The organism is Eubacterium sp. AF16-48, assembly GCF_003479405.1.
GTDB lineage: Bacteria > Bacillota > Clostridia > Lachnospirales > Lachnospiraceae > Eubacterium_G > Eubacterium_G segne.
Map to the genome: position 1 here is coordinate 1 of NZ_QUHB01000004.1, position 20248 is coordinate 20248.

Sequence of the window (20248 nt, forward strand, 5' to 3'; positions counted from 1 at the left end):
GATACTAATAGGTCGAGGGCTTATCCATAAAGGAAGGAAGAGGAGTTATCCTCCGGATGTAAATTTCAGTATGTAGTTTTGAATGTACAATGCATTCATAAATCAGACTTAGGTCTGTGGAAAATATTCCTCGATAGCTCAATGGTAGAGCACTCGGCTGTTAACCGAGGGGTTGTAGGTTCGAGCCCTACTCGGGGAGTTTTTTTATACTATATGGTATAAAAGTTTTGGCTCCATGGTCAAGCGGTTAAGACACCGCCCTTTCACGGCGGTAACAGGGGTTCAAATCCCCTTGGAGTCATTATGTATATGTTAATACTTGTGGAAGAAAAATATACGCCGATGTGGCTCAATTGGCAGAGCAGCTGATTTGTAATCAGCAGGTTAACGGTTCGAGTCCGTTCATCGGCTTTTATTTGGACCTGTAGCTCAGTTGGTTAGAGCAACCGGCTCATAACCGGTCGGTCCTGGGTTCGAGTCCCCGCAGGTCCACTTTTATTTATAAACATTATCCAGCAGTAAATTTTGGGATCTTAGCTCAGCTGGGAGAGCATCTGCCTTACAAGCAGGGGGTCACAGGTTCGAGCCCTGTAGGTCCCATTTGGTTATTATTAAATAACTGTTATATATTATGCCGGCGTGGCGGAACTGGCAGACGCGCAGGACTTAAAATCCTGTTGTGGCAACACAGTACCGGTTCGATTCCGGTCGCCGGCAGTGAAAAGGTATCCATGAGGGTACCTTTTTTCGTGTATATTTTTCACATTAAATTTTTATGACAATTACAGGTTAATATCTACAGGAAGTTAAATTTATTAGTAAACATAAAATGAAAAAAAAGAGGTACAAAATGAAAAAGAAGAAAATAAAGATGACGGCTTTTGTTTTGCTTTTAGCAGGAATGTGTTTTATGGGATTAAAAACAGACAAAAGTGATGTTTATGCAGCAAGTAATAAGGTAAGTATTACAAAGATATACAATTCTAAAGTTGGAAATAAAGTATTATGGAAATCAAAAACAAAGTATTCAGGATATGCTGTATATAGAAGTGTAAATGGTGGAAAATACCGAAAAGTTGATTATGTTAAAAGTAAGAAATATACGGATACAAATATAGAAACGGGAAAAACTTATAAGTATAGAGTTAAACCATATAAGTTAAATAAAAAGAAGAAAAAGGTGTATTCGTCATATAGCAATAAGAGTAAAAGTCTTAAGGCACTGCCATATGCCGTGCAGACAGCGTCAGCAATTTCCATGGATGATTATAATTTACTTACATGGAAAATTAGTGATACAGCATCCGGTTACAATATTTATAGAAAAAACAGCAATAACAAATGGGAATTATTAACAAGTAATAATGCTTATGATTATGGTTTGTATGATGATTATGATATTGTTAAAGGGAAGAAGTATACCTATAGAATTAAGGCTTATGAGATTGTAAATGGGGTTACTTATGAAAGTTTGCCATTAACATTAACTAAAAAAGCACAGATTAAGGGGATAGATGTTTCCCACCATAATGGAGTAATTGACTGGAGTAAGGTTAAACAGTCAGGTGTTACATTTGCCATGATTAGATTAGGTTATGGTACAACAAAGGGTGGAACCATAGACAGACAGCTTGATTATAACTATAATCAGGCAAAGAAGAATGGAATAAAAATAGGATTTTACCTGTATAGCTATGCTGACAATGTTGCTGAAGCGAAAAAAGAGGCAATTTTTACAGAGAAGCTTTTAAAGAAATATAATGACTTTGATTATCCGGTGGCTTTTGATTTTGAAAATACATATAGAAATAAGGCAAAATACAAAAGTTCAAATACTAAAATAATAACCACATACTGCGATTATTTAGAAGAAAGAGGATATGATACATGTATATATTCTTATTTGTCCTTTTTCAAAAATTCAGTGGATTATAACAAAGTTTCAAAATACGGATTGTGGTTGGCAAGATGGACTTTTAATCCTTCAAAATATGAGGATTATGGGTTGCCTAACGTTGAAATGTGGCAGTATTCAGATAATGGCAGAGTAAATGGTATTGGCGGTGCCGTAGATTTAAATATAAATATTATTGCCAGGTAGTTTAGGATACTTAGATTAAATATTAAGCAAAATCATATTAAACAAAATGGTGCACTACAAATAAAAATTGTTGACATATATCAATTGGTGGTGTAATATATATAAGTCGCAATCATCAGAAAATGATTTTTGCGGGTTATGTGCGTGTAGCTCAGCTGGATAGAGCGTCTGGCTACGGACCAGAAGGCCGAGGGTTCGAATCCTTTCACGCACGTTAAGCAGTTCCATTATGGGACTGCTTTTTTTGAATAAAAACAAAAAAGTTTGCCATACTACTTATGTGACAAATAAAAAAATCAGGAGGTAGTCATGGCAAAGAAATATTCGTCAGGTAAAAACGATGCATCAGGTTATAGTAGCATGCAGAATGCATACAACAGCACATCAAAAAGCAGTGCAACAGATAGTGCATCAAAAAGCAGTGCAACAGATAGCACATCAAAAAACAGTGCAACAGATACCACATCAAAAAGCAGTGCAACAGATAGCACATCAAAAAATAAGGCAACAGATGGTACTTCTAAAAACAAGGCAGCATATAATACATCAAAGAATAAAGCAACAGATAGTACTTCTAAAAACAAATCAACAGACTGTACAGATTGCAGATAGTTAAGGTTAAGACCCTATAGCAGTAAGTGGCTATAGGGTTTTAACATATTGTAATAAGATGAATAAACTAAAAGAAAAAAGTGATGGTAACCAATGAACAGATTTGACTTAGTTTCCATTGATACTGCAAGAAAAAGGGCTATGGAAAAAGGATATATAGTGGTGGATTTAAGAAGCAGAAGTGAATTTGACAAAGGACATATTGAGAATGCAATAAATATTCCAGAGGGTGATATTAGAAAAATCGACAGTTTCGGTAGAAAAGGAGACATATGGATTTTGTACTGTAGAAGAGGCAGTTTAAGTTTCAGACTTGCCAGTGAAATGGCAAACCAGGGATATAAGGTTATGGCAGTGGTAGGCGGATATAGAATGTAGTTGACATTGTTTTTTTATCAGATTATCATTAAGTAGATAAAAATAAGGATTTTGGTGAATTTTATATGGATAAATTACATTTAATCGTTCCATGTCATTTTGGAGTGGAATCGGTTTTAAAGAGAGAAATTATAGATTTAGGATACGAAATAGAGAGGGTTGAAGATGGAAGAATCACTTTTTCGGGAAATTTATTGGCAATATGCAGGGCTAACGTATTTCTAAGAACTGCTGAACGTGTAATGATTCAGGTTGGAAGAGTAAAGGCTCAGACATACGACGAGCTTTTTGAGGCAGTTAAGGCATTAAAATGGAGTGATTTTATACCGGAAAACGGAAAATTCTGGGTAAAAAAAGCCAGTTCTGTTAAAAGTAAATTATTTAGTCCCTCAGATATACAAAGAATAGTAAAAAAGGCAATTGTGGAGAATCTGAAACAGGAATATGGTGTAAGCTGGTTTAGTGAAGATGGGGCAAGTTATCCTATCAGAGTGTTTTTTTATAAGGATGAGGCAGTTATTGCATTGGATACATCAGGAGAATCACTTCACAAAAGAGGATACAGATATTATACCTCAAAGGCACCTATTTCCGAAACATTGGCGGCAGCACTGATTATGCTTACTCCATGGAATAAGGATAGAATTTTGGTGGATCCTTTCTGCGGATGTGGAACATTTCCTATTGAGGCGGCTATGATAGCAGCTAATATTGCACCGGGAATGAACAGGGAGTTTACCGGGGAAACATGGACTAATTTTATAGATAAAAAGTTATGGTATCAGGCTGTTAATGAGGCAAATGATAAAATAAATGATGATATAGAAACAGATATACAGGGATATGATATTGATGGGGAGATGATTGAATATTCCAGAAAAAATGCTATAAATGCAGGAGTGGAACATTTAATTCATTTTCAGGAACGTCCTGTTTCAGGATTAAGCCATAGGAAAAAATATGGATTTATAATTACAAATCCCCCTTATGGCGAAAGATTAGAGGAACAGAAAAGTTTACAGAAGATTTATACAACTTTAGGAGAAAAGTACAAAGCTTTGGATTCATGGTCGGCATTTATCATTTCATCTTATGAAAATGTAGAAAAAGATATGGGAATAAAAGCAACGAAAAACCGTAAAATATATAACGGAATGATTAAGACATATTATTATCAGTTTATGGGACCGAAGCCTCCTAAAAACAAAAATAAATAGAGGTTGTTAATGAAAAAAAAGAGAATACTTGTAGTATATATTCCACTTATTGCAATTTTAGTGGTTATAATTGCAGGTTTTTCCTACTCAAAACAAAGTGTACAAAAAAGTATTTCTTTTGATGGGGAAAAGACACAGGCACCGATTTTAGATACATGGAATCGGATTATGGCTAAAAGTGCAAATAAGGATGAAATAAATGTTATAGTTGATAAAAAAGAAGTTAAATATGTAAATAAAAGGGCGTACATGAGTGGTAATATGAATCTTATGATACCACTTGATATAGTTATAGAAACATTTAATTGCGCTGCAAATGTGTATGGTGGCGAAAAAATTGTTATCGAAAAAGGAAGCAGTATAGTAGCACTTTATTTAAATACCAAAAAAATGATTTTCAATGATAATGAATATAGTTTGGATGATAAACCGGTTACTAAAGATGGAACAATTTTTGTGCCGGCAAATATATTTGCAAAGTGTTTTGCCTATGATTATAATTGGAACAGCAAAAGTAATACAGCTTCATTTACAGGCAAAAAAGGCACTAAATCTTATTTGCCAAAGCGTTACAGCTATTTAGATAAAAAAAGAGCTGTGCCGGCAAAAAATCAGGGAAATTATGGTACATGCTGGGCCTTTGCCACACTGACGGCAATTGAAACATCACTTATGCCGGAAGAGCAATATGATTTTTCAGAGAATAACCTTGCCAGAAGTAATGATATGTCAGGAGAAATCCAGGATGGTGGCGATTATATTATGTCAATGGCATATCTTATGGCATGGAAAGGACCGGTGTTAGAACAGGATGACCCTTATGGAACTCAGGAAAAAACTACCGGTTTAAAGGCAAAAAAACATATTCAGGAAGCACAGATTTTACCGGAAAAGGACTATGACCAGATTAAGGAAATGGTGTATAAATATGGCGGAGTAGAAAGCTCCATGTATATGTCCCTTAATAATTCCAAATCAAAATCAGTTTATTATAACGAAAGTGAGTATGCTTATTGCTATAAAGGAAAAAAGAAGCCTAATCATGATGTAGTTATAATCGGATGGGATGATAATTATTCAAAAGAGCTGTTTAACGACCAGAGTATTCCGGGAGATGGTGCATTTATATGCATGAACAGCTGGGGGGAAGATTTTGGATATAAGGGAACATTTTATGTTTCATATTACGATGACAGAATAGGAACAAGTAATGTTTGTTATACAGGCATAGAAAATACAGACAATTATGATAATATATATCAAAGTGATATTTGCGGATGGACAGGCTCCATGGGATTTGAGGGCAGTAGTACAGTGTATTTTGCCAACGTATACAATCCTTCTGAAAACGGGAAGCTTCAGGCGGTGGGATTTTATGCAGTGACCCCCGGAGTGAAGTATGAGGTATTTGTGGACAGCAAATTTGAAGGAGAAAATTCCTTAAGTGAGAGAACCCATACAGCAGCAAGTGGAACTTTGAAAAATAAAGGATATTATACAATAAAATTAGATAAGCCTTATAGTGTAAAGCAGGGACAAAAATTCAGTGTAACAGTGAAAATAACTAGCGGGAAGGACAAAAAAATCTTTAAGCTGATTCCTGTTGAAATGAATGGAAGTGATGACAGTTATAATGTGGATTTAACGGATGGAGAAGGATATTTCAGCTCTACGGGAAACAGATGGCAGTCTTCGGAAAAACATGATTGCAATATTTGTTTAAAGGCATATACAGACAAAAAATAAAGGAGAACAAACCAATGAAGAAGGTAATATTTGCAACAACAAACAAAAATAAGGTTCGTGAAGTCAATATGATGATGAAGGATTTTGACGTGGAACTTCAAACTATGGGAGAGGCAGGCATTAACATTGATATTGTGGAAGATGGAAAAACCTTTGAAGAAAATGCCATTATTAAGGCAAAAACCATAATGGAAATAACAGGAGAAATAGCTATAGCTGATGATTCTGGTTTGGAAGTGGATTATTTAGATGGAGCACCGGGAATATATTCTGCAAGATTTTTAGGAGAAGATACATCTTACGATATAAAGAATAACTATATAATTGATAAACTAAAGGATGCCAAGGGAAAAGAAAGAAGTGCAAGATTCGTTTGTGCAATGGCAGTGGCTTTCCCAAATGGAAAAATTAAGACATGTAAAGGAACTATTGAGGGGCTTATTGCATATGAACAAAAAGGAACTAACGGTTTTGGTTATGATCCTATAGTTTATGTGCCGGAATATGAGATGACAACCGGTGAAATGGCTCCTGAATTAAAAAACAGCATAAGCCATAGGGGTAAGGCATTAGAACAAATGAAGGAAATCCTGAAAGCCGGATTGGAGGAAGAATGTTAAAAGCTATAATTATAAGTGATTCTCATGGAGATTTAAAAAATGTGAGAAAAATTGCCGAAAAAGAGCATAATATTGATTTGGTGATACATTTAGGTGACCTTTTGGGTCAGGACGAACAATTGGCGGAAATTTTTAACTGTGAAATAAAAAAAGTTAAGGGAAACTGTGATTATTATTCTAATAATCCGGTTTCTGATGTGGTGGAATTTGGTGGAAACAGGATTTTTATAACTCACGGACATAATTACGGAGTGGATTTCGGGCTGGATGGTTTAAGTTATGCAGCAGAGGAAAATAAATGTAATATAGCACTTTACGGGCATACTCATGTACCGGATAGCTCTATAAGGGGGAAAATAATCATTGTAAATCCCGGAAGTGTATCAAGACCAAGACAGTTAGGTGGAAGACCTACATATGGGGTTATGAAGGTAAATGGAGAGGGAAAAGCAGATATCAGAATAGAGTACGTTTAGCCCTATTTTAAAAGGGATTTCGGGGTATGAAAAAAAATTGTAAAAAAAAAATAAAAAAAACGCTTGACAATTTTAAGGGTTTCCCATATAATTACTCTTGCGCTGTGAAAAATAAGTAACGCGAACACGGGGTGTGGCTCAGCTTGGCTAGAGCGCCTGATTTGGGATCAGGAGGTCGCAGGTTCGAATCCTGTCACCCCGACTGTGTGCGGGTGTAGTTCAGTGGTAGAACACCAGCCTTCCAAGCTGGATATGTGGGTTCGATTCCCATCACCCGCTTTTAACATTTTTTAAAATGTTTGTGTCCGTAGCTCAGCTGGATAGAGCAACGGCCTTCTAAGCCGTGGGTCGGGGGTTCGAATCCCTTCGGGCACATTTCTGGATTAGACCAGAGCATGGCATGGTGGCTATAGCGCAGTTGGTTAGCGCGCCAGATTGTGGCTCTGGAGGCCGAGGGTTCGAATCCCTCTAGCCACCTTACACAATGGGCTATCGCCAAGCGGTAAGGCACAGGACTTTGACTCCTGCATTCGCTGGTTCGAATCCAGCTAGCCCAGTTAAAGGGTTAGTAATAACTTATAAAATTAATATGGGCCACTAGCTCAGATGGTAGAGCACTTGACTTTTAATCAAGTTGTCTGGGGTTCGATTCCCCAGTGGCTCACTAAGTGTAGGTTCGTGCCTACACTTTTTTATTGCTAAGGCAAACATATGGTAAGTGTTTGTATAAAAGCGGAAAATTAAATAGCTGCGGGTGTGGCGGAATTGGCAGACGCGCTAGATTTAGGTTCTAGTGGGCAACCGTGCAGGTTCAAGTCCTGTCACCCGCATTTAAAATTAAAAAGTAGTTGTCTCTTTATGAAATATAGTTCAAAAAGGGATAACTTTTTTGTTTATTATACCTCTTTTATCGACATAATTTATTTGCTATAATGGAAATCTGAAATTTGAAAGAGAAACAAGGGAGAAAAAATGAAGAGGATTGTGATTATTGGGGCGGGACCGGCAGGCCTTACAGCTGGTTATGAACTACTGAAAAAAGGTGGATATGAGGTTGTTATATTAGAAAAAAGCGATAGAATAGGTGGAATATCCCAGACTGTACGTTATAAGGGCAACCGAATGGATATAGGGGGACATAGATTTTTCTCGAAGGACGATAGGGTAAATGAGTGGTGGCAGAACATAATGCCTACTCAGGGAGCACCGTCATTTGATGATAAGGTGTTAGGCAGAGAGAAAACTTTAGCTGACAAGGGACCTGATCCTGAAAAAGAAGACAGGGTAATGCTTGTAAGAAACAGAGTGTCAAGAATTTATTATTCAAAGCATTTCTTTGACTATCCGATTTCTTTAAAATGGAGTACCTTAAAGAACATGGGATTTGGGACTACAATTAAGGCAGGTTTTAGCTACCTTCATTCAGTATTTAGAAAACTACCGGAAGATAATTTGGAGAATTTCTATATAAACAGATTTGGACGTGTGTTATATTCAATGTTTTTTGAAGGGTACACAGAAAAATTATGGGGAAGACATCCAAGGGAAATATCAGCTGACTGGGGAGCACAGCGTGTAAAGGGACTATCCATAACAGCCGTTATTAAGGATGTATTTAAGAAAATTCTTCCAAAGAAAAATGACGGAGAAGTGGAAACATCACTGATTGAGGAGTATGTTTATCCTAAATTCGGACCGGGACAGCTTTGGGAGGCTGTGGCAGATGACATTGTAAAAATGGGTGGAACTATTGTAAAAAATAGTGAAGTTAAGTATTTAAACACTGAAAATGGAAAAATAAAAAACGTTGTTTGTTTAGAAAATGGACAGGAGAAGGTTTATGAGGGAGACATATTTATGTCTTCTATGCCTGTTAATGATTTAATTGCAGGAATTAAAGGAAGCGATATTCCGGATATTGTTGCAACATCAGCAGCAGACCTTCCTTTTAGGGACTTTGTAACTGTAGGTCTTTTGCTTAACAAATTAAATCTTAAGAATGAAACAAAGATTAAAACATTAAACAACATTGTGCCGGACTGTTGGATATATGTTCAGGACACAGGGGTAAAGCTTGGAAGAATACAGATTTTTAATAACTGGTCACCATATATGGTAGAAAAGCCTGACGAAAACGTATGGATTGGTCTTGAGTATTTTTGCAGAGAAGGGGATGAATTCTGGAACATGAGTGACGAGGAATGCATTAACATGGCAATTAATGAATTGGTTTCAATGGACGTAATTGACAGAAATGACGTTATTGATTCTCACAGAGAGCGCATACAGAAGGCATATCCTGCATATTTTGACGGATATGATAACATGGATAAGATAATTGATTATTTAAATACTTTTGATAATTTATTCTGCGTAGGAAGAAACGGACAGCACAGATACAACAACATGGATCATTCTATGGTTACTTCCTTTGAGGCGGTTAAGGATATTATTAATGGCATACATGATAAAACAAATGTATGGAATGTAAACACAGATAAAGAGTACCATGAAACAAAGGAGCAGTAGGAGGTAAAGATGCAGTATCTTATGTTTGTAGTGGGAATAGTGGTTCCAATAATTTTACTTACATTATTCTTTAAAAAGAAAATATATTTGTCCTATAACAAATATATTTGTTCAGCTATAATAGCGGTTTTAATTGCTTTAGTGTTGGAAGTATTTACTTTTAACTTTAATAGTTTTGAAAATACCAGAAGTGATAAAATGACCGTGTCTGCGGATATTAAGACTTCTGAGGTAAAGTCAGATGGGTATTTAAGCCCTGAGTTATACGGAAGCATTACCAAATCTGCATCCACTGAAAAAAATATATACACATTGGAAATGCAGGGCGTTGATGCTAAAGTAAATAATATAGACGTTATACCGGATTCTAACGACAGGGCAATAGAATGTAAGGTTTACTATTCTGATGAAGCTGTAAATAAATATACTGAAAGTGGTGATGAAAGTGTAATTGTGCCGTCAATGAAATCCACGGGACATATGCACCCCCATTTTGCCGGAAAGTGTCGTAATCTGAAAATTGAATTAAAGACAGATTTAAACAGTGAAATAAATTCAATTCAGGTTAAATTGAATTACCCGGCAAAATTTTCATTTGATATTTTCAGGGTACTTTTGGTTGCTGCAATATGCTTTATGGGATTTGTAATATATTTTACAAGAGGAAAAGGATGTTTGCAGTTTAACAGAAATTCAAACCGACAGTTTGCTGCAATTATGGGACTGGTTGTAGTGGAAATTGTATTTACGGTATTTTTGTCAATTGCCGGGAATTTACAGTTTAACGAAAATGGAAAAATCCAGAGTATTAATTTTCAGGATACACAGGACCCGTATCAGGAACTTACATTGGCAATAACTAAAGGAAAGGTTGACCTTAATAGTCTTAATCCGGAAACGGAGATTCAGGAAATGCGGGACATTAAGGAACTACAAAAACTCCAAAATCCTTATGACTGTAGTCAGCGTGATGGATTAACATATAAGTGGGACAGGGCATTTTATAACGGAAAATATTATTGCTACTTTGGAATAGTGCCTGCACTTGTGTTCTACCTTCCCTATTATCTGGTAACAGGGCATATGCTTAAAACAAAAATTTTAGCACTTTTGCTAGTAGTGATTATAGAAATGCTTATGGCGGCGTTAGTTTATGCCATAGCAAGTCAGTACAAAAAAAGACTTAACCTGTGGGTGGTTATGGCTGCAATACTAGGTTTTACAAATGTGTCAATGGTTCTGTTTTGTATAAACGGAAGTAAATTCTATGAAATAGCAGCTGCCTCGGCGTTAGCTTGTGCATTGGCAGGACTTAATTTTATAGTGAGGGCTTTTGATAACAAAAAAATGACAGTGGGAAGCCTTTGCGCAGGGGCAGCTTTTATGGCGTTGTCAGTTGGATGCAGACCTAATTTTATTCTTGTAAGTTTTGTGGCAGCATGTCTTATGTTAAATGGGCTTGCTAAAAAAGGCGGATATGTTGCAAGTGGAAATAATAAGATAAAGACATATTTAAGCTGTGTTTTCTCAAAAAGCAATATAACAGCCATATTAGCCATTATTGTACCTTATGTTGTTGTAGGTTTGGGACTTATGTATTACAACTACATAAGATTTGATTCGCCTTTTGAGTTTGGAGCAAAGTATCAGCTTACGGTTTTTGACACGGGATATTATGGCATGACGGATTTTGGAAAGATTCCGTTAATGATTGCAAGGGCATTACTTATTCCACCTACTATCAGTGCAACGTTCCCTTATGTAAATGCAGTATCAGAAAGCAGCAATTATTTGGGATATTATTACGGAATGAGCTATATGGGAGTTCTTGCTCAACCTATAATGTGGACAGTTATTCTTCTTGGATGGTCCATGAAGCGTGGAATAAAGGATATGGGACATAAAGCTTTTGTTATGTTATCAGTGATTGTGGGAATTTTAATGTGTTATGTTACCACAGCAATGGGCGGAACATCCCTGAGATATTCCGTTGACTTTGCATGGTTATTCTTTATTCCTGTTATTTACATTGTGTTTGACATGTATGACAGGGGAAGAAACAGAAAAATTACAAAGTATATTTTAGTTCTTGTTGGAATATTGACAGTGGCAACAGTTATGATAAATGTACTTTTATGTATTTCACCGACATGGAGTAGTATAAGCAGGAAGGTGCCGGAAATTTTTTACAGAATAGAAGAAATGGTGGTATTTTGGAAATAAATAAGCGGTGGGGAATTTAATTCCCTGCCGCTTATATTTTTGAAAGATAGCTATTGTGATAGTGTCCGTCATTTGTCACATCTTTTCCAAACCATTTAGGAGGAACAAAGGAGTTAGCATCTTCAATGGAACTAAACTCAACCTCAACTAGCAGCATACCTGCAAATTTCCCCTCAAATATATCAAGTTCAGCAGTGTGACCGTCTTCTAAAGGTATAAGAAAACGTGTTTTAGTTATGATATTGCCATCGGCTTTTTCCCGGAGGTGGTAATAACTCTTTTCATTTAAAGGAAGATTATATTCTTCCCTTGCCATCATGCCACCGCCTTTATAAGTTAGAAAGTACTCATCATCCTGCTTCCTGATGCGGACTACAGGGGCAGTATTTAAATATGCCTGTTCTATTTTATGACATTTGTAGTCGTTTAAATTTGCGGGCAAATCAAGGGGAAGATATTTTCTCTCAATTTCCATTGGCTTCATAAATAAAGACCTCCTTGTACTAATTTGTATACTGATATTGTAACACAAAAGTTAATAAACCTTACGGCAAATAATAAATTTGTTAAAAATTCTTTATAACTTTGACACACGGCAGGTGTATGTTATACTTGTTTTTGAATTCATATGTTAGGAGGAATAGTGGATAATGAAGACAGTATATGCATTTTTGGCAGATGGAATGGAAGAAGTGGAAGCTTTGATGGTAATTGATTTGTTAAGAAGAACAAAGAAATTAAATGTTGTTACGGTTTCCGTTAAGGATGATTTGTTAGTGGAAAGCTCCCATAAGATTAAACTTTTTGCTGACAAAAACATTAACGAGATAGATTTTGAAAAAGGAGATTGCATTTTCCTTCCGGGAGGAATACCGGGGACACCTAATCTTGCAGCCTGTAAGAAACTGACAGATAATATAGTTGAATATAACAGACAGGGTAAATGGCTTGCAGCTATATGTGCAGCACCAAGTATTTATGGACAACTTGGTTTGTTAAAGGATGTAAATGCAACAAGCTATCCGGGTTTTGAAGATAAGATGGATTGTAAAAATTATGGTGGCAGAGTTGTAACAGACAAGAATTTTGTTACGGGAAAAGGACTTGGAGTGGCATTGGAAATGGGACTTGAACTAATAAGCGTGTTGGTGGATGAGGAGACAGCAGGACAGGTGGCAGCTGCAATACAGTTTGACAGATAAAATAAGCATAAAAGGTCAATTCAGCCAAGCCTGAATCACCTAAGCTCGAATACGCTTTGCTTCTTCTCGCTTCGTTGATTCAGCAAAGTAAAATAATCAATTCAGCCAAGCCTGAATCACCTAAGCTCGAATACGCTTTGCTTCTTCTCGCTTCGTTGATTCAGCAAATATAAAATAAACAAAAAGCAAAATTGGCTGCAAGCAGCCTTTTGCCTTTTGTTTATTTTATGCTTGGCTGAATTGTTCAAAAAAACTTAGTGACATAGGGGGATTTTCGTGATATAATGTTTTTCTGTGTCAGGGGATATTATGCCCTTATGTTATGTTAAAAAATAAATTTTAAGAATGGATAATTATGGGTGGAGCTCACACCCGGTTAAATCTCAAGGAGGAAGAATAATGAGTTTACAGGTAGAAAAGTTAGAGAATAACACAGCAAAACTTACAATCGAGGTAGAGGCTTCAAAATTTGATAAAGCTATTCAGAAAGCTTATCAGAAAAATAAGAATAAATTTAACATTCCGGGATTTAGAAAAGGAAAAGTACCATATGCTATGGTTGAAAAGATGTATGGTGCAGCAGTATTTTACGAGGATGCAGCTAATGAACTTATTTCAGGAGCTTATGCACAGGCAGCAGAAGAATCAGGATTAGAAATTGTTGCACGTCCGGAAATTAACGTTACTCAGATTGAAAAAGGCAAGCCTTTCATATTTGAAGCAGAAGTTACAACAAAGCCGGAAGTTAAGCTTGGTAAGTACAAAGGAATCAAGGTTGAAAAGGCTGATGTTACAGTAACAGATGAAGAAGTAGCAGAAGAGCTTGATAAGGTTAAAGAGCAGAATGCAAGACTTGTAGCAGCAGATGATAAGGCTGTTGAAGACGGAGACCAGACAACAATCGATTTTGAAGGATTTGTTGATGGAGTTGCATTTGAAGGTGGCAAGGGAGAAGATTATCCTTTAACAATTGGCTCACATTCATTTATTGACACATTTGAAGAACAGCTTATTGGAAAGAAAGTTGGAGAAGAAGTTGAAGTTAATGTTACATTCCCTGAAAACTATCAGGCAAAAGAACTTGCAGGAAAGCCTGCTATGTTTAAGGTAACAATTAAGGAAATCAAAGTTAAGGAATATCCTGAATTAGATGATGATTTCGCTCAGGATGTTTCAGAATTTGATACCTTAGATGAATACAAGGAAGATATTAAGAAGAATCTTACAGAAAAGAAAGAAAAAGAAGCTGAAGCTGAAAAGGAAAGCAAGGTTATTGAAGCTATCGTAAATGATGCAGAAATGGATATACCTGAAAAGATGGTTGAAGCACAGGCTGAACAGATGCTTGAAGAATTTGCACAGAATATTGCTATGCAGGGAATTTCATTTGAACAGTATTTACAGTTTACAGGTGCAACAGTTGACCAGATGAAGGAACAGGTTAAGCCACAGGCACAGGCAAGAGTTGAATCAAGCCTTGTTTTAGAAGCAGTTGTTAAGGCTGAAAACATTGAAGCTACAGAAGAAGAAGTTGAAGAAGAAATCAAGGAAATGGCCGGAAGATACAACATGGAAGCTGACAAGCTTAAAGGTTTATTAACAGATAGCGACAAGGAAAATCTTAAGAAAGATATTTGTGCAAGAAAAGCAGCTAAATTTGTTGTAGATGAGGCTAAATAATTTAATTATTAAGCAGGAGGTATAGCAATGGCATTAGTACCTTATGTCATAGAGCAGAATTCCAGAGGTGAACGCTCATATGATATTTATTCAAGATTATTAAAGGATAGAATTATCTTTTTAGGAGAGGAAATAAATGATGCAGTGGCTTCTACAGTTGTTGCACAGTTATTATTCTTAGAGTCAGAGGATCCGGGCAAGGATATTCATATGTATATCAACAGTCCGGGAGGTTCTGTTACAGCAGGAATGGCAATATATGATACAATGAATTACGTTAAGTGTGATGTATCAACTACATGCATTGGCATGGCGGCAAGTATGGGTGCGTTCCTTTTATCCAGCGGAGCTAAGGGAAAGAGATATGCCCTTCCAAATGCTGAAATTATGATTCATCAGCCATTAGGCGGAGCACAGGGTCAGGCTACAGAGATTCAGATAGCAGCAGAGCATATTTTGAAGACTAAAAAGAAATTAAACGAAATTCTTGCAGCTAATTCAGGAAAGCCGGTTGAAGTTGTTGAAAAAGATACAGACAGAGATAATTGGTTAAGCGCTGATGAAGCAAAAGAGTACGGTTTGATTGACAATGTAATCAAAGAAAGATAAAGATAAGAATAAGGCACCGCAATTGTGGTGCCTTAACTTGGATTTTATGTCAAAACAGTGAGGTAAACATGGCAAATAAAAAAATTATTGATGAGAAATTATATTGTTCATTTTGCGGTAAGCCGGAGAGTCAGACAAGAAGACTTATTGCCGGACCGGAAGGTGTGTATATTTGTGATGAATGCGTTGAAATATGTGCAGGAATCGTGGAAGAAATGTACCATGAAGAGGAATCCGGTGCTACACAGGAGATAAATCTTTTAAAACCAAAGGAAATTAAAGAATTTTTGGATCAGTATGTTATAGGTCAGGATGAGGCAAAAAAGGTTTTGGCAGTTTCAGTATATAATCACTACAAACGTGTTTTATCAGACAAGGAATTAGATGTTGAATTGCAGAAATCCAATATTCTTTTGTTAGGACCTACAGGTTCTGGAAAGACATATTTAGCTCAGACATTAGCAAAGATATTAAATGTTCCATTTGCCATTGCAGATGCTACAACTCTTACAGAGGCAGGATATGTTGGTGAAGATGTTGAAAATATTTTGCTTAAATTAATTCAGGCAGCTGATTATGATATTGAAAAGGCTGAGCATGGAATTATATATATTGATGAAATAGATAAAATTACAAAAAAATCAGAAAATGTTTCTGTCACAAGAGATGTTTCAGGTGAAGGTGTACAGCAGGCATTACTTAAAATATTAGAGGGAACAGATGCCAGCGTGCCACCACAGGGTGGAAGAAAGCATCCTCAGCAGGAACTTATACCTATTAATACTACAAATATTTTATTTATTTGTGGTGGAGCTTTTGACGGATTAGATAAGATTATAGAAAAGAGATTAGATAAAAGTGCAATTGGATTTAATTCACCGGTTCGTGAAAAAAATGACCACAAGACAGATGAATTATTCAAGCAGGTTATGCCGGAAGATTTAACTAAATTTGGAATTATTCCGGAATTTATAGGACGAGTTCCTGTTACGGTTTCATTGGATTTCTTAGATGAAAAGGCATTAGAGAGAATACTTACAGAGCCAAAGAATGCATTGGTAAAGCAGTATAAGAAATTATTTGAATTAGATGGAGTTAAGCTTACATTTACAGATGAGGCAATACATGCCATAGCTAAGCTTGCAGTGGAAAGAAAGACAGGAGCAAGAGGACTTAGAGCCATTATGGAAGATGCGGTAATGGATATAATGTATGAAACACCATCTGATGACACCATTGAAGAATGTATAGTCAACGAGGATGTTGTAAATGGATTAGCAGATGCAGAAATAAAGTACGCACCTTCAGGAACTAAACCTAAAACAAAGAAAAAAAGCGGAAAAACCGCATAGGTATCAAGGAGAAAATATGTCAGAAAATACTTTTAAAATACCGGTTATACCTCTTAGGGGGCTTACCATATTGCCGGGAACGACAGTTCATTTTGACATTAGTAGAAAATCATCAATTGCTGCCGCAAATGCTGCTATGATGCAGGGACAGCGATTGTTTGTTACAGCACAGAAAGACCCGGTGGAATCAACACCGGGTTTTGATGGAATATACAAAATAGGTACTGTTGTATTAATAAAGCAACTTAATAAATTGCCGGATGGAATTACAAGTGTAATGGTAGAGGCAAAGAATAAAGCTGAAATTCTCACATTATATGAAGATGGGAAATATTTTGAGGGAGATATAAAGGAAATTCCACAGGAGGAAAATCTTTTATCTGAAAACGAGGAAGAGGCCTTTGTAAGAGAATTAAAAGAAACCATAAGAAAATATGATGCAACAAACCATGGGCTGACGGAACAGGGAATAAGAAATGTTATGAGAATAAATAATCTGTCAACTCTTATGGAACAGTTACTTTTAAGAATAAAAGTAGATTTTAGAGTAAAGCAGGAATATTTGGAAAAAAATGACTTAGTGTCTAAATTTGAGACAGTTATGTCATTTTTAAGAAAAGAAAATGAAATCGGACAAATAAGAGCTGATATAATTGAGAAGGTTAAAGAGAGACTTGACAAAAGTCAGCGTGAACATATTTTAAGAGAACAGATTCAGGTTATAAAAGAAGAATTAGGGGAAGATTTCTCTGCAGATGCAGATGAATTGCAGGGAAAAATAGAGAAGCTTAACGCATCTGATGAAGTGAAGGAAAAGTTAATGAAGGAACTTTCAAGGTACAGAATGTTTGGTGGAAATGCACCGGAAGCTAATGTAATAAGAACATACATTGACACAATGCTGGATATGCCTTGGAATAATCAGACAGTGGAAAACCCTGATTTGACTAATGCACAGGAAATCTTAGACAGAGATCATTACGGACTTAAAAAAGTAAAAGAAAGAGTTCTGGAGTTTTTGGCAGTGAGAAATTTAACGGAGGCTAAAGGCACAAGTCCCATTATTTGTCTTATAGGACCTCCGGGAACAGGAAAAACATCTATAGCTCACTCAATTGCAGAAGCTTTAAACAAAAAATATGTTAGAATAAGCTTAGGTGGCGTGGACGACGAATCGGAAATCAGAGGACACAGAAAAACATATGTGGGAGCAATGCCGGGAAGAATAGCAAAGGGACTTAAAATGGCAGGCAGTGCTAATCCATTAATGCTGTTTGACGAAATAGACAAAATGGGAAGAGGTTATCACGGAGATCCGGCTTCAGCCCTTCTTGAGGTTATGGATTCAGAACAAAATTCATCTTTTAGGGATAATTATTTGGAAGTTCCCCTTGATTTGTCAAAGGTATTATTTATCGCCACGGCAAATGATATAAATACCATACCGGAGCCTTTAATTGACAGAATGGAAATGATTGAAGTTGAAGGTTATACTGAAAATGAGAAGTTCCACATTGCAAAAGAACATCTGATTAAGAAGGCATATGAGAAAAATGGAATAAAAAGGTCAAATCTTTCCATAACAGATGAGGCCATAAACAGTATTATAAGATTTTACACAAGGGAAGCCGGTGTAAGACAGCTGCAAAGGGAACTGGAAGAAATATGCAGAAAAGCAGCAAGAGATATAGTTCAAAATAATAAAAAGCATTTAAAGGTTACATCAAAAAATATTGAAAAATATCTTGGAAGAAAGAAATTCGATGAAGATTTGGCAAATGAGTCAGATGATATAGGAATAGTAAGAGGTCTTGCCTGGACGGCTGTAGGTGGAACTACCCTTCAGATAGAAGTAAATACAATGCCGGGAAAGGGAGAACTTAAGCTTACGGGACAGCTTGGTGATGTTATGAAGGAGTCTGCTGTAATTGCACTGAGCTATGTTAGAAGTATTGCAGCGGATTATGGTGTGGATAAGGAATTCTTTAGTGAGAATGATATACATATTCACGTTCCGGAAGGGGCAGTGCCAAAGGATGGACCATCAGCCGGAATTACCATGGCAACGGCTATTTTGTCAGCTGTGTCAGGTATTAAGGTAAAATGTAAGGTGGCAATGACAGGAGAAATTAATCTTCGTGGAAATGTTATGCCAATAGGAGGATTAAAAGAGAAGCTTTTGGCTGCTAAAAATGCAGGTATTAAGAAGGTTTTAGTCCCTAAAAAGAATGAACCTATGGTAAAGGAGATTTCAGAGGAAATAACTTCAGGTCTGAAAATTGTATATGTAAGTCATATGAGTGAAGTTATTAAGGAGGCTCTGAGCAGGTAAATATATGGTTATAAAAAATGTTAGTTTAGAGACGGTATGTGGAATTACAAGTCCTCTGCCACAAAATAATATGCCGGAGATTGCCTTTGCAGGTAAGTCAAATGTAGGAAAATCATCACTGATAAACAGTCTTGTAAATAGGAAGGCATTAGCAAGAACATCATCCCAGCCGGGAAAAACACAGACAATTAATTTCTATAATGTTAATGAGGAAATGTATTTTGTGGATTTACCGGGGTACGGGTATGCCAGTGTGTCAAAGGAAGTAAAGGAAAAATGGGGTGTAATGATAGAAAACTATCTTCATACTTCGGATATGTTAAAAGCAGTTTTTCTTTTAATAGATATAAGACACGAGCCGTCAGCTAATGACATAAATATGTACCAGTGGATATTAGCCAATGGATATGAACCAATAATAATTGCAACAAAGCTTGACAAAATAAAGAGAAGCCAGATACAAAAGCATGTTAAAATGATAAGGACAGGCTTAAACGTAGTAGGTGGAACAAAGATACTACCATTTTCGGCTCAGACAAAGCAGGGAAAAGATGAAATTCTTGATTTGATTGAAGAAATAACAAGGAGTTAGAAATGGCATTAGAACCGGAAACTTTATATAAATTAATTATAATGCATATGCTTAATAAGGTGGATTTCCCACTGACTAATACCCAGATTGCCCAGTTCTTTCTGGAGAATGAGTACACAACTTATTTTTCCGTTCAGCGTTCCATTAATGAGTTAATAGAAAACGGATTTGTGTTTTTAAATGTTAATAGAAATACATCTTATTATCATTTAACTTCCGAGGGAAGGGAAAGTCTTAAGTTTTTTGAGAATAAAATTCCCAACCAGATAGTTGATGATGTGGATATGTTCCTTATTGAGAATAAATATGAATTAAGAAATGAGGCAGGAACCGTTTCGGATTATTACAGGGCTGCAAATGGAGATTATATTGTACATTGTCAGGTAAAAGAAGGAGACAGTACATTAATTGAACTTAATATTGCAACTCCTGATAAGGATATTGCCTCAAAAATGTGTGCAAATTGGCAGGACAAGGACACCAGCCAGAAAATATATCAATATGTATTAGATAATCTGACGTAATAATTTCACATAAAGGTAAAGTCAGTTTAACAGCAAAATAAACAAGAGATGGAGG

General features: G+C 36.2%; 17 protein-coding genes and 14 tRNA genes. 30 read left to right on the forward strand and 1 reads right to left on the reverse strand.

Features of this window, described 5'->3' with window-relative positions; genetic code table 11:
- Positions 1 to 127 precede the first annotated feature (127 nt).
- The 23 genes from DWW68_RS05605 (at position 128) to DWW68_RS05715 (ending at position 11902) form a co-directional block, all read left to right on the forward strand.
- Positions 128 to 199 (forward strand) — tRNA-Asn (locus DWW68_RS05605).
- Between the two features lie 30 nt (positions 200 to 229).
- Positions 230 to 301, forward strand: a tRNA-Glu gene (locus DWW68_RS05610).
- A gap of 37 nt (positions 302 to 338) precedes the next feature.
- Positions 339 to 411, forward strand: a tRNA-Thr gene (locus tag DWW68_RS05615).
- Between the two features lie 7 nt (positions 412 to 418).
- Positions 419 to 492 (forward strand) — tRNA-Ile (locus DWW68_RS05620).
- A gap of 35 nt (positions 493 to 527) precedes the next feature.
- A tRNA-Val gene (locus DWW68_RS05625) sits at positions 528 to 600 on the forward strand.
- Positions 601 to 633: 33 nt separating this feature from the next.
- Positions 634 to 717 (forward strand) — tRNA-Leu (locus tag DWW68_RS05630).
- Positions 718 to 850: 133 nt separating this feature from the next.
- Positions 851 to 2101, forward strand: a complete 1251-nt coding sequence (locus tag DWW68_RS05635) for a glycoside hydrolase family 25 protein (RefSeq protein ID WP_158576815.1) — start codon at positions 851 to 853, stop codon at positions 2099 to 2101.
- Positions 2102 to 2241: 140 nt separating this feature from the next.
- Positions 2242 to 2315 (forward strand) — tRNA-Arg (locus tag DWW68_RS05640).
- Between the two features lie 95 nt (positions 2316 to 2410).
- Entirely contained in the window at positions 2411 to 2713 is a 303-nt protein-coding gene (locus DWW68_RS05645; protein ID WP_118589763.1) for a hypothetical protein, read from the forward strand.
- A gap of 93 nt (positions 2714 to 2806) precedes the next feature.
- Complete coding sequence (locus DWW68_RS05650) at positions 2807 to 3091, forward strand: rhodanese-like domain-containing protein (protein WP_021951773.1); 285 nt, start codon at positions 2807 to 2809, stop codon at positions 3089 to 3091.
- 65 nt (positions 3092 to 3156) lie between these two features.
- On the forward strand, positions 3157 to 4308 hold the full coding sequence (locus DWW68_RS05655; protein ID WP_021951774.1) for a class I SAM-dependent RNA methyltransferase: 1152 nt from the start codon (positions 3157 to 3159) through the stop codon (positions 4306 to 4308).
- 9 nt (positions 4309 to 4317) lie between these two features.
- Positions 4318 to 6054, forward strand: a complete 1737-nt coding sequence (locus DWW68_RS05660; protein ID WP_118589762.1) for a lectin like domain-containing protein — start codon at positions 4318 to 4320, stop codon at positions 6052 to 6054.
- Between the two features lie 14 nt (positions 6055 to 6068).
- Positions 6069 to 6674 carry an XTP/dITP diphosphatase gene (locus DWW68_RS05665; protein WP_118589761.1) on the forward strand — a complete coding sequence of 202 codons (606 nt, stop codon included), beginning with the start codon at positions 6069 to 6071 and terminating at the stop codon, positions 6672 to 6674.
- Entirely contained in the window at positions 6668 to 7150 is a 483-nt protein-coding gene (locus tag DWW68_RS05670) for a metallophosphoesterase (protein WP_021951777.1), read from the forward strand. Before DWW68_RS05665 ends, DWW68_RS05670 begins: the two co-directional genes overlap by 7 nt.
- Positions 7151 to 7277: 127 nt before the next feature.
- Positions 7278 to 7352 (forward strand) — tRNA-Pro (locus tag DWW68_RS05675).
- 6 nt (positions 7353 to 7358) lie between these two features.
- A tRNA-Gly gene (locus tag DWW68_RS05680) sits at positions 7359 to 7429 on the forward strand.
- Between the two features lie 22 nt (positions 7430 to 7451).
- Positions 7452 to 7525, forward strand: a tRNA-Arg gene (locus DWW68_RS05685).
- 28 nt (positions 7526 to 7553) lie between these two features.
- Positions 7554 to 7627 (forward strand) — tRNA-His (locus DWW68_RS05690).
- An 8-nt stretch (positions 7628 to 7635) separates the two neighbouring features.
- Positions 7636 to 7707: transfer RNA gene (locus tag DWW68_RS05695), tRNA-Gln, on the forward strand.
- Between the two features lie 34 nt (positions 7708 to 7741).
- Positions 7742 to 7814: transfer RNA gene (locus DWW68_RS05700), tRNA-Lys, on the forward strand.
- Between the two features lie 86 nt (positions 7815 to 7900).
- A tRNA-Leu gene (locus DWW68_RS05705) sits at positions 7901 to 7980 on the forward strand.
- A gap of 142 nt (positions 7981 to 8122) precedes the next feature.
- Positions 8123 to 9679 (forward strand): NAD(P)/FAD-dependent oxidoreductase, encoded by a 1557-nt coding sequence (locus DWW68_RS05710; protein ID WP_021951938.1) that lies wholly within the window; start codon positions 8123 to 8125, stop codon positions 9677 to 9679.
- Between the two features lie 9 nt (positions 9680 to 9688).
- Positions 9689 to 11902 (forward strand): hypothetical protein, encoded by a 2214-nt coding sequence (locus DWW68_RS05715; protein ID WP_118589760.1) that lies wholly within the window; start codon positions 9689 to 9691, stop codon positions 11900 to 11902.
- 31 nt (positions 11903 to 11933) lie between these two features.
- Here DWW68_RS05715 and DWW68_RS05720 read toward each other — a convergent pair whose 3' ends face one another.
- Positions 11934 to 12377: a CYTH domain-containing protein gene (locus DWW68_RS05720; RefSeq protein WP_118589767.1), complete on the reverse strand. Its 444-nt coding sequence runs from the start codon at positions 12375 to 12377 to the stop codon at positions 11934 to 11936.
- A gap of 175 nt (positions 12378 to 12552) precedes the next feature.
- Between DWW68_RS05720 and DWW68_RS05725 the strand changes: the two genes are divergently transcribed.
- From DWW68_RS05725 to DWW68_RS05755, 7 genes are all read left to right on the forward strand, one after another.
- On the forward strand, positions 12553 to 13104 hold the full coding sequence (locus DWW68_RS05725) for a DJ-1 family glyoxalase III (protein WP_021951942.1): 552 nt from the start codon (positions 12553 to 12555) through the stop codon (positions 13102 to 13104).
- A gap of 399 nt (positions 13105 to 13503) precedes the next feature.
- Positions 13504 to 14784 carry a trigger factor gene (gene tig, locus DWW68_RS05730; protein ID WP_021951943.1) on the forward strand — a complete coding sequence of 427 codons (1281 nt, stop codon included), beginning with the start codon at positions 13504 to 13506 and terminating at the stop codon, positions 14782 to 14784.
- A 27-nt stretch (positions 14785 to 14811) separates the two neighbouring features.
- On the forward strand, positions 14812 to 15393 hold the full coding sequence (clpP, locus tag DWW68_RS05735) for an ATP-dependent Clp endopeptidase proteolytic subunit ClpP (RefSeq protein ID WP_021951944.1): 582 nt from the start codon (positions 14812 to 14814) through the stop codon (positions 15391 to 15393).
- Between the two features lie 68 nt (positions 15394 to 15461).
- Entirely contained in the window at positions 15462 to 16745 is a 1284-nt protein-coding gene (gene clpX / locus DWW68_RS05740; protein WP_021951945.1) for an ATP-dependent Clp protease ATP-binding subunit ClpX, read from the forward strand.
- A gap of 16 nt (positions 16746 to 16761) precedes the next feature.
- A complete protein-coding gene (lon, locus tag DWW68_RS05745) occupies positions 16762 to 19077 on the forward strand; it encodes an endopeptidase La (RefSeq protein ID WP_118589759.1) in 2316 nt (771 codons plus the stop codon).
- A gap of 4 nt (positions 19078 to 19081) precedes the next feature.
- Positions 19082 to 19669 carry a ribosome biogenesis GTP-binding protein YihA/YsxC gene (gene yihA, locus DWW68_RS05750; protein ID WP_021951947.1) on the forward strand — a complete coding sequence of 196 codons (588 nt, stop codon included), beginning with the start codon at positions 19082 to 19084 and terminating at the stop codon, positions 19667 to 19669.
- 2 nt (positions 19670 to 19671) lie between these two features.
- Complete coding sequence (locus tag DWW68_RS05755) at positions 19672 to 20193, forward strand: DUF4364 family protein (RefSeq protein WP_021951948.1); 522 nt, start codon at positions 19672 to 19674, stop codon at positions 20191 to 20193.
- Positions 20194 to 20248 lie beyond the last annotated feature (55 nt).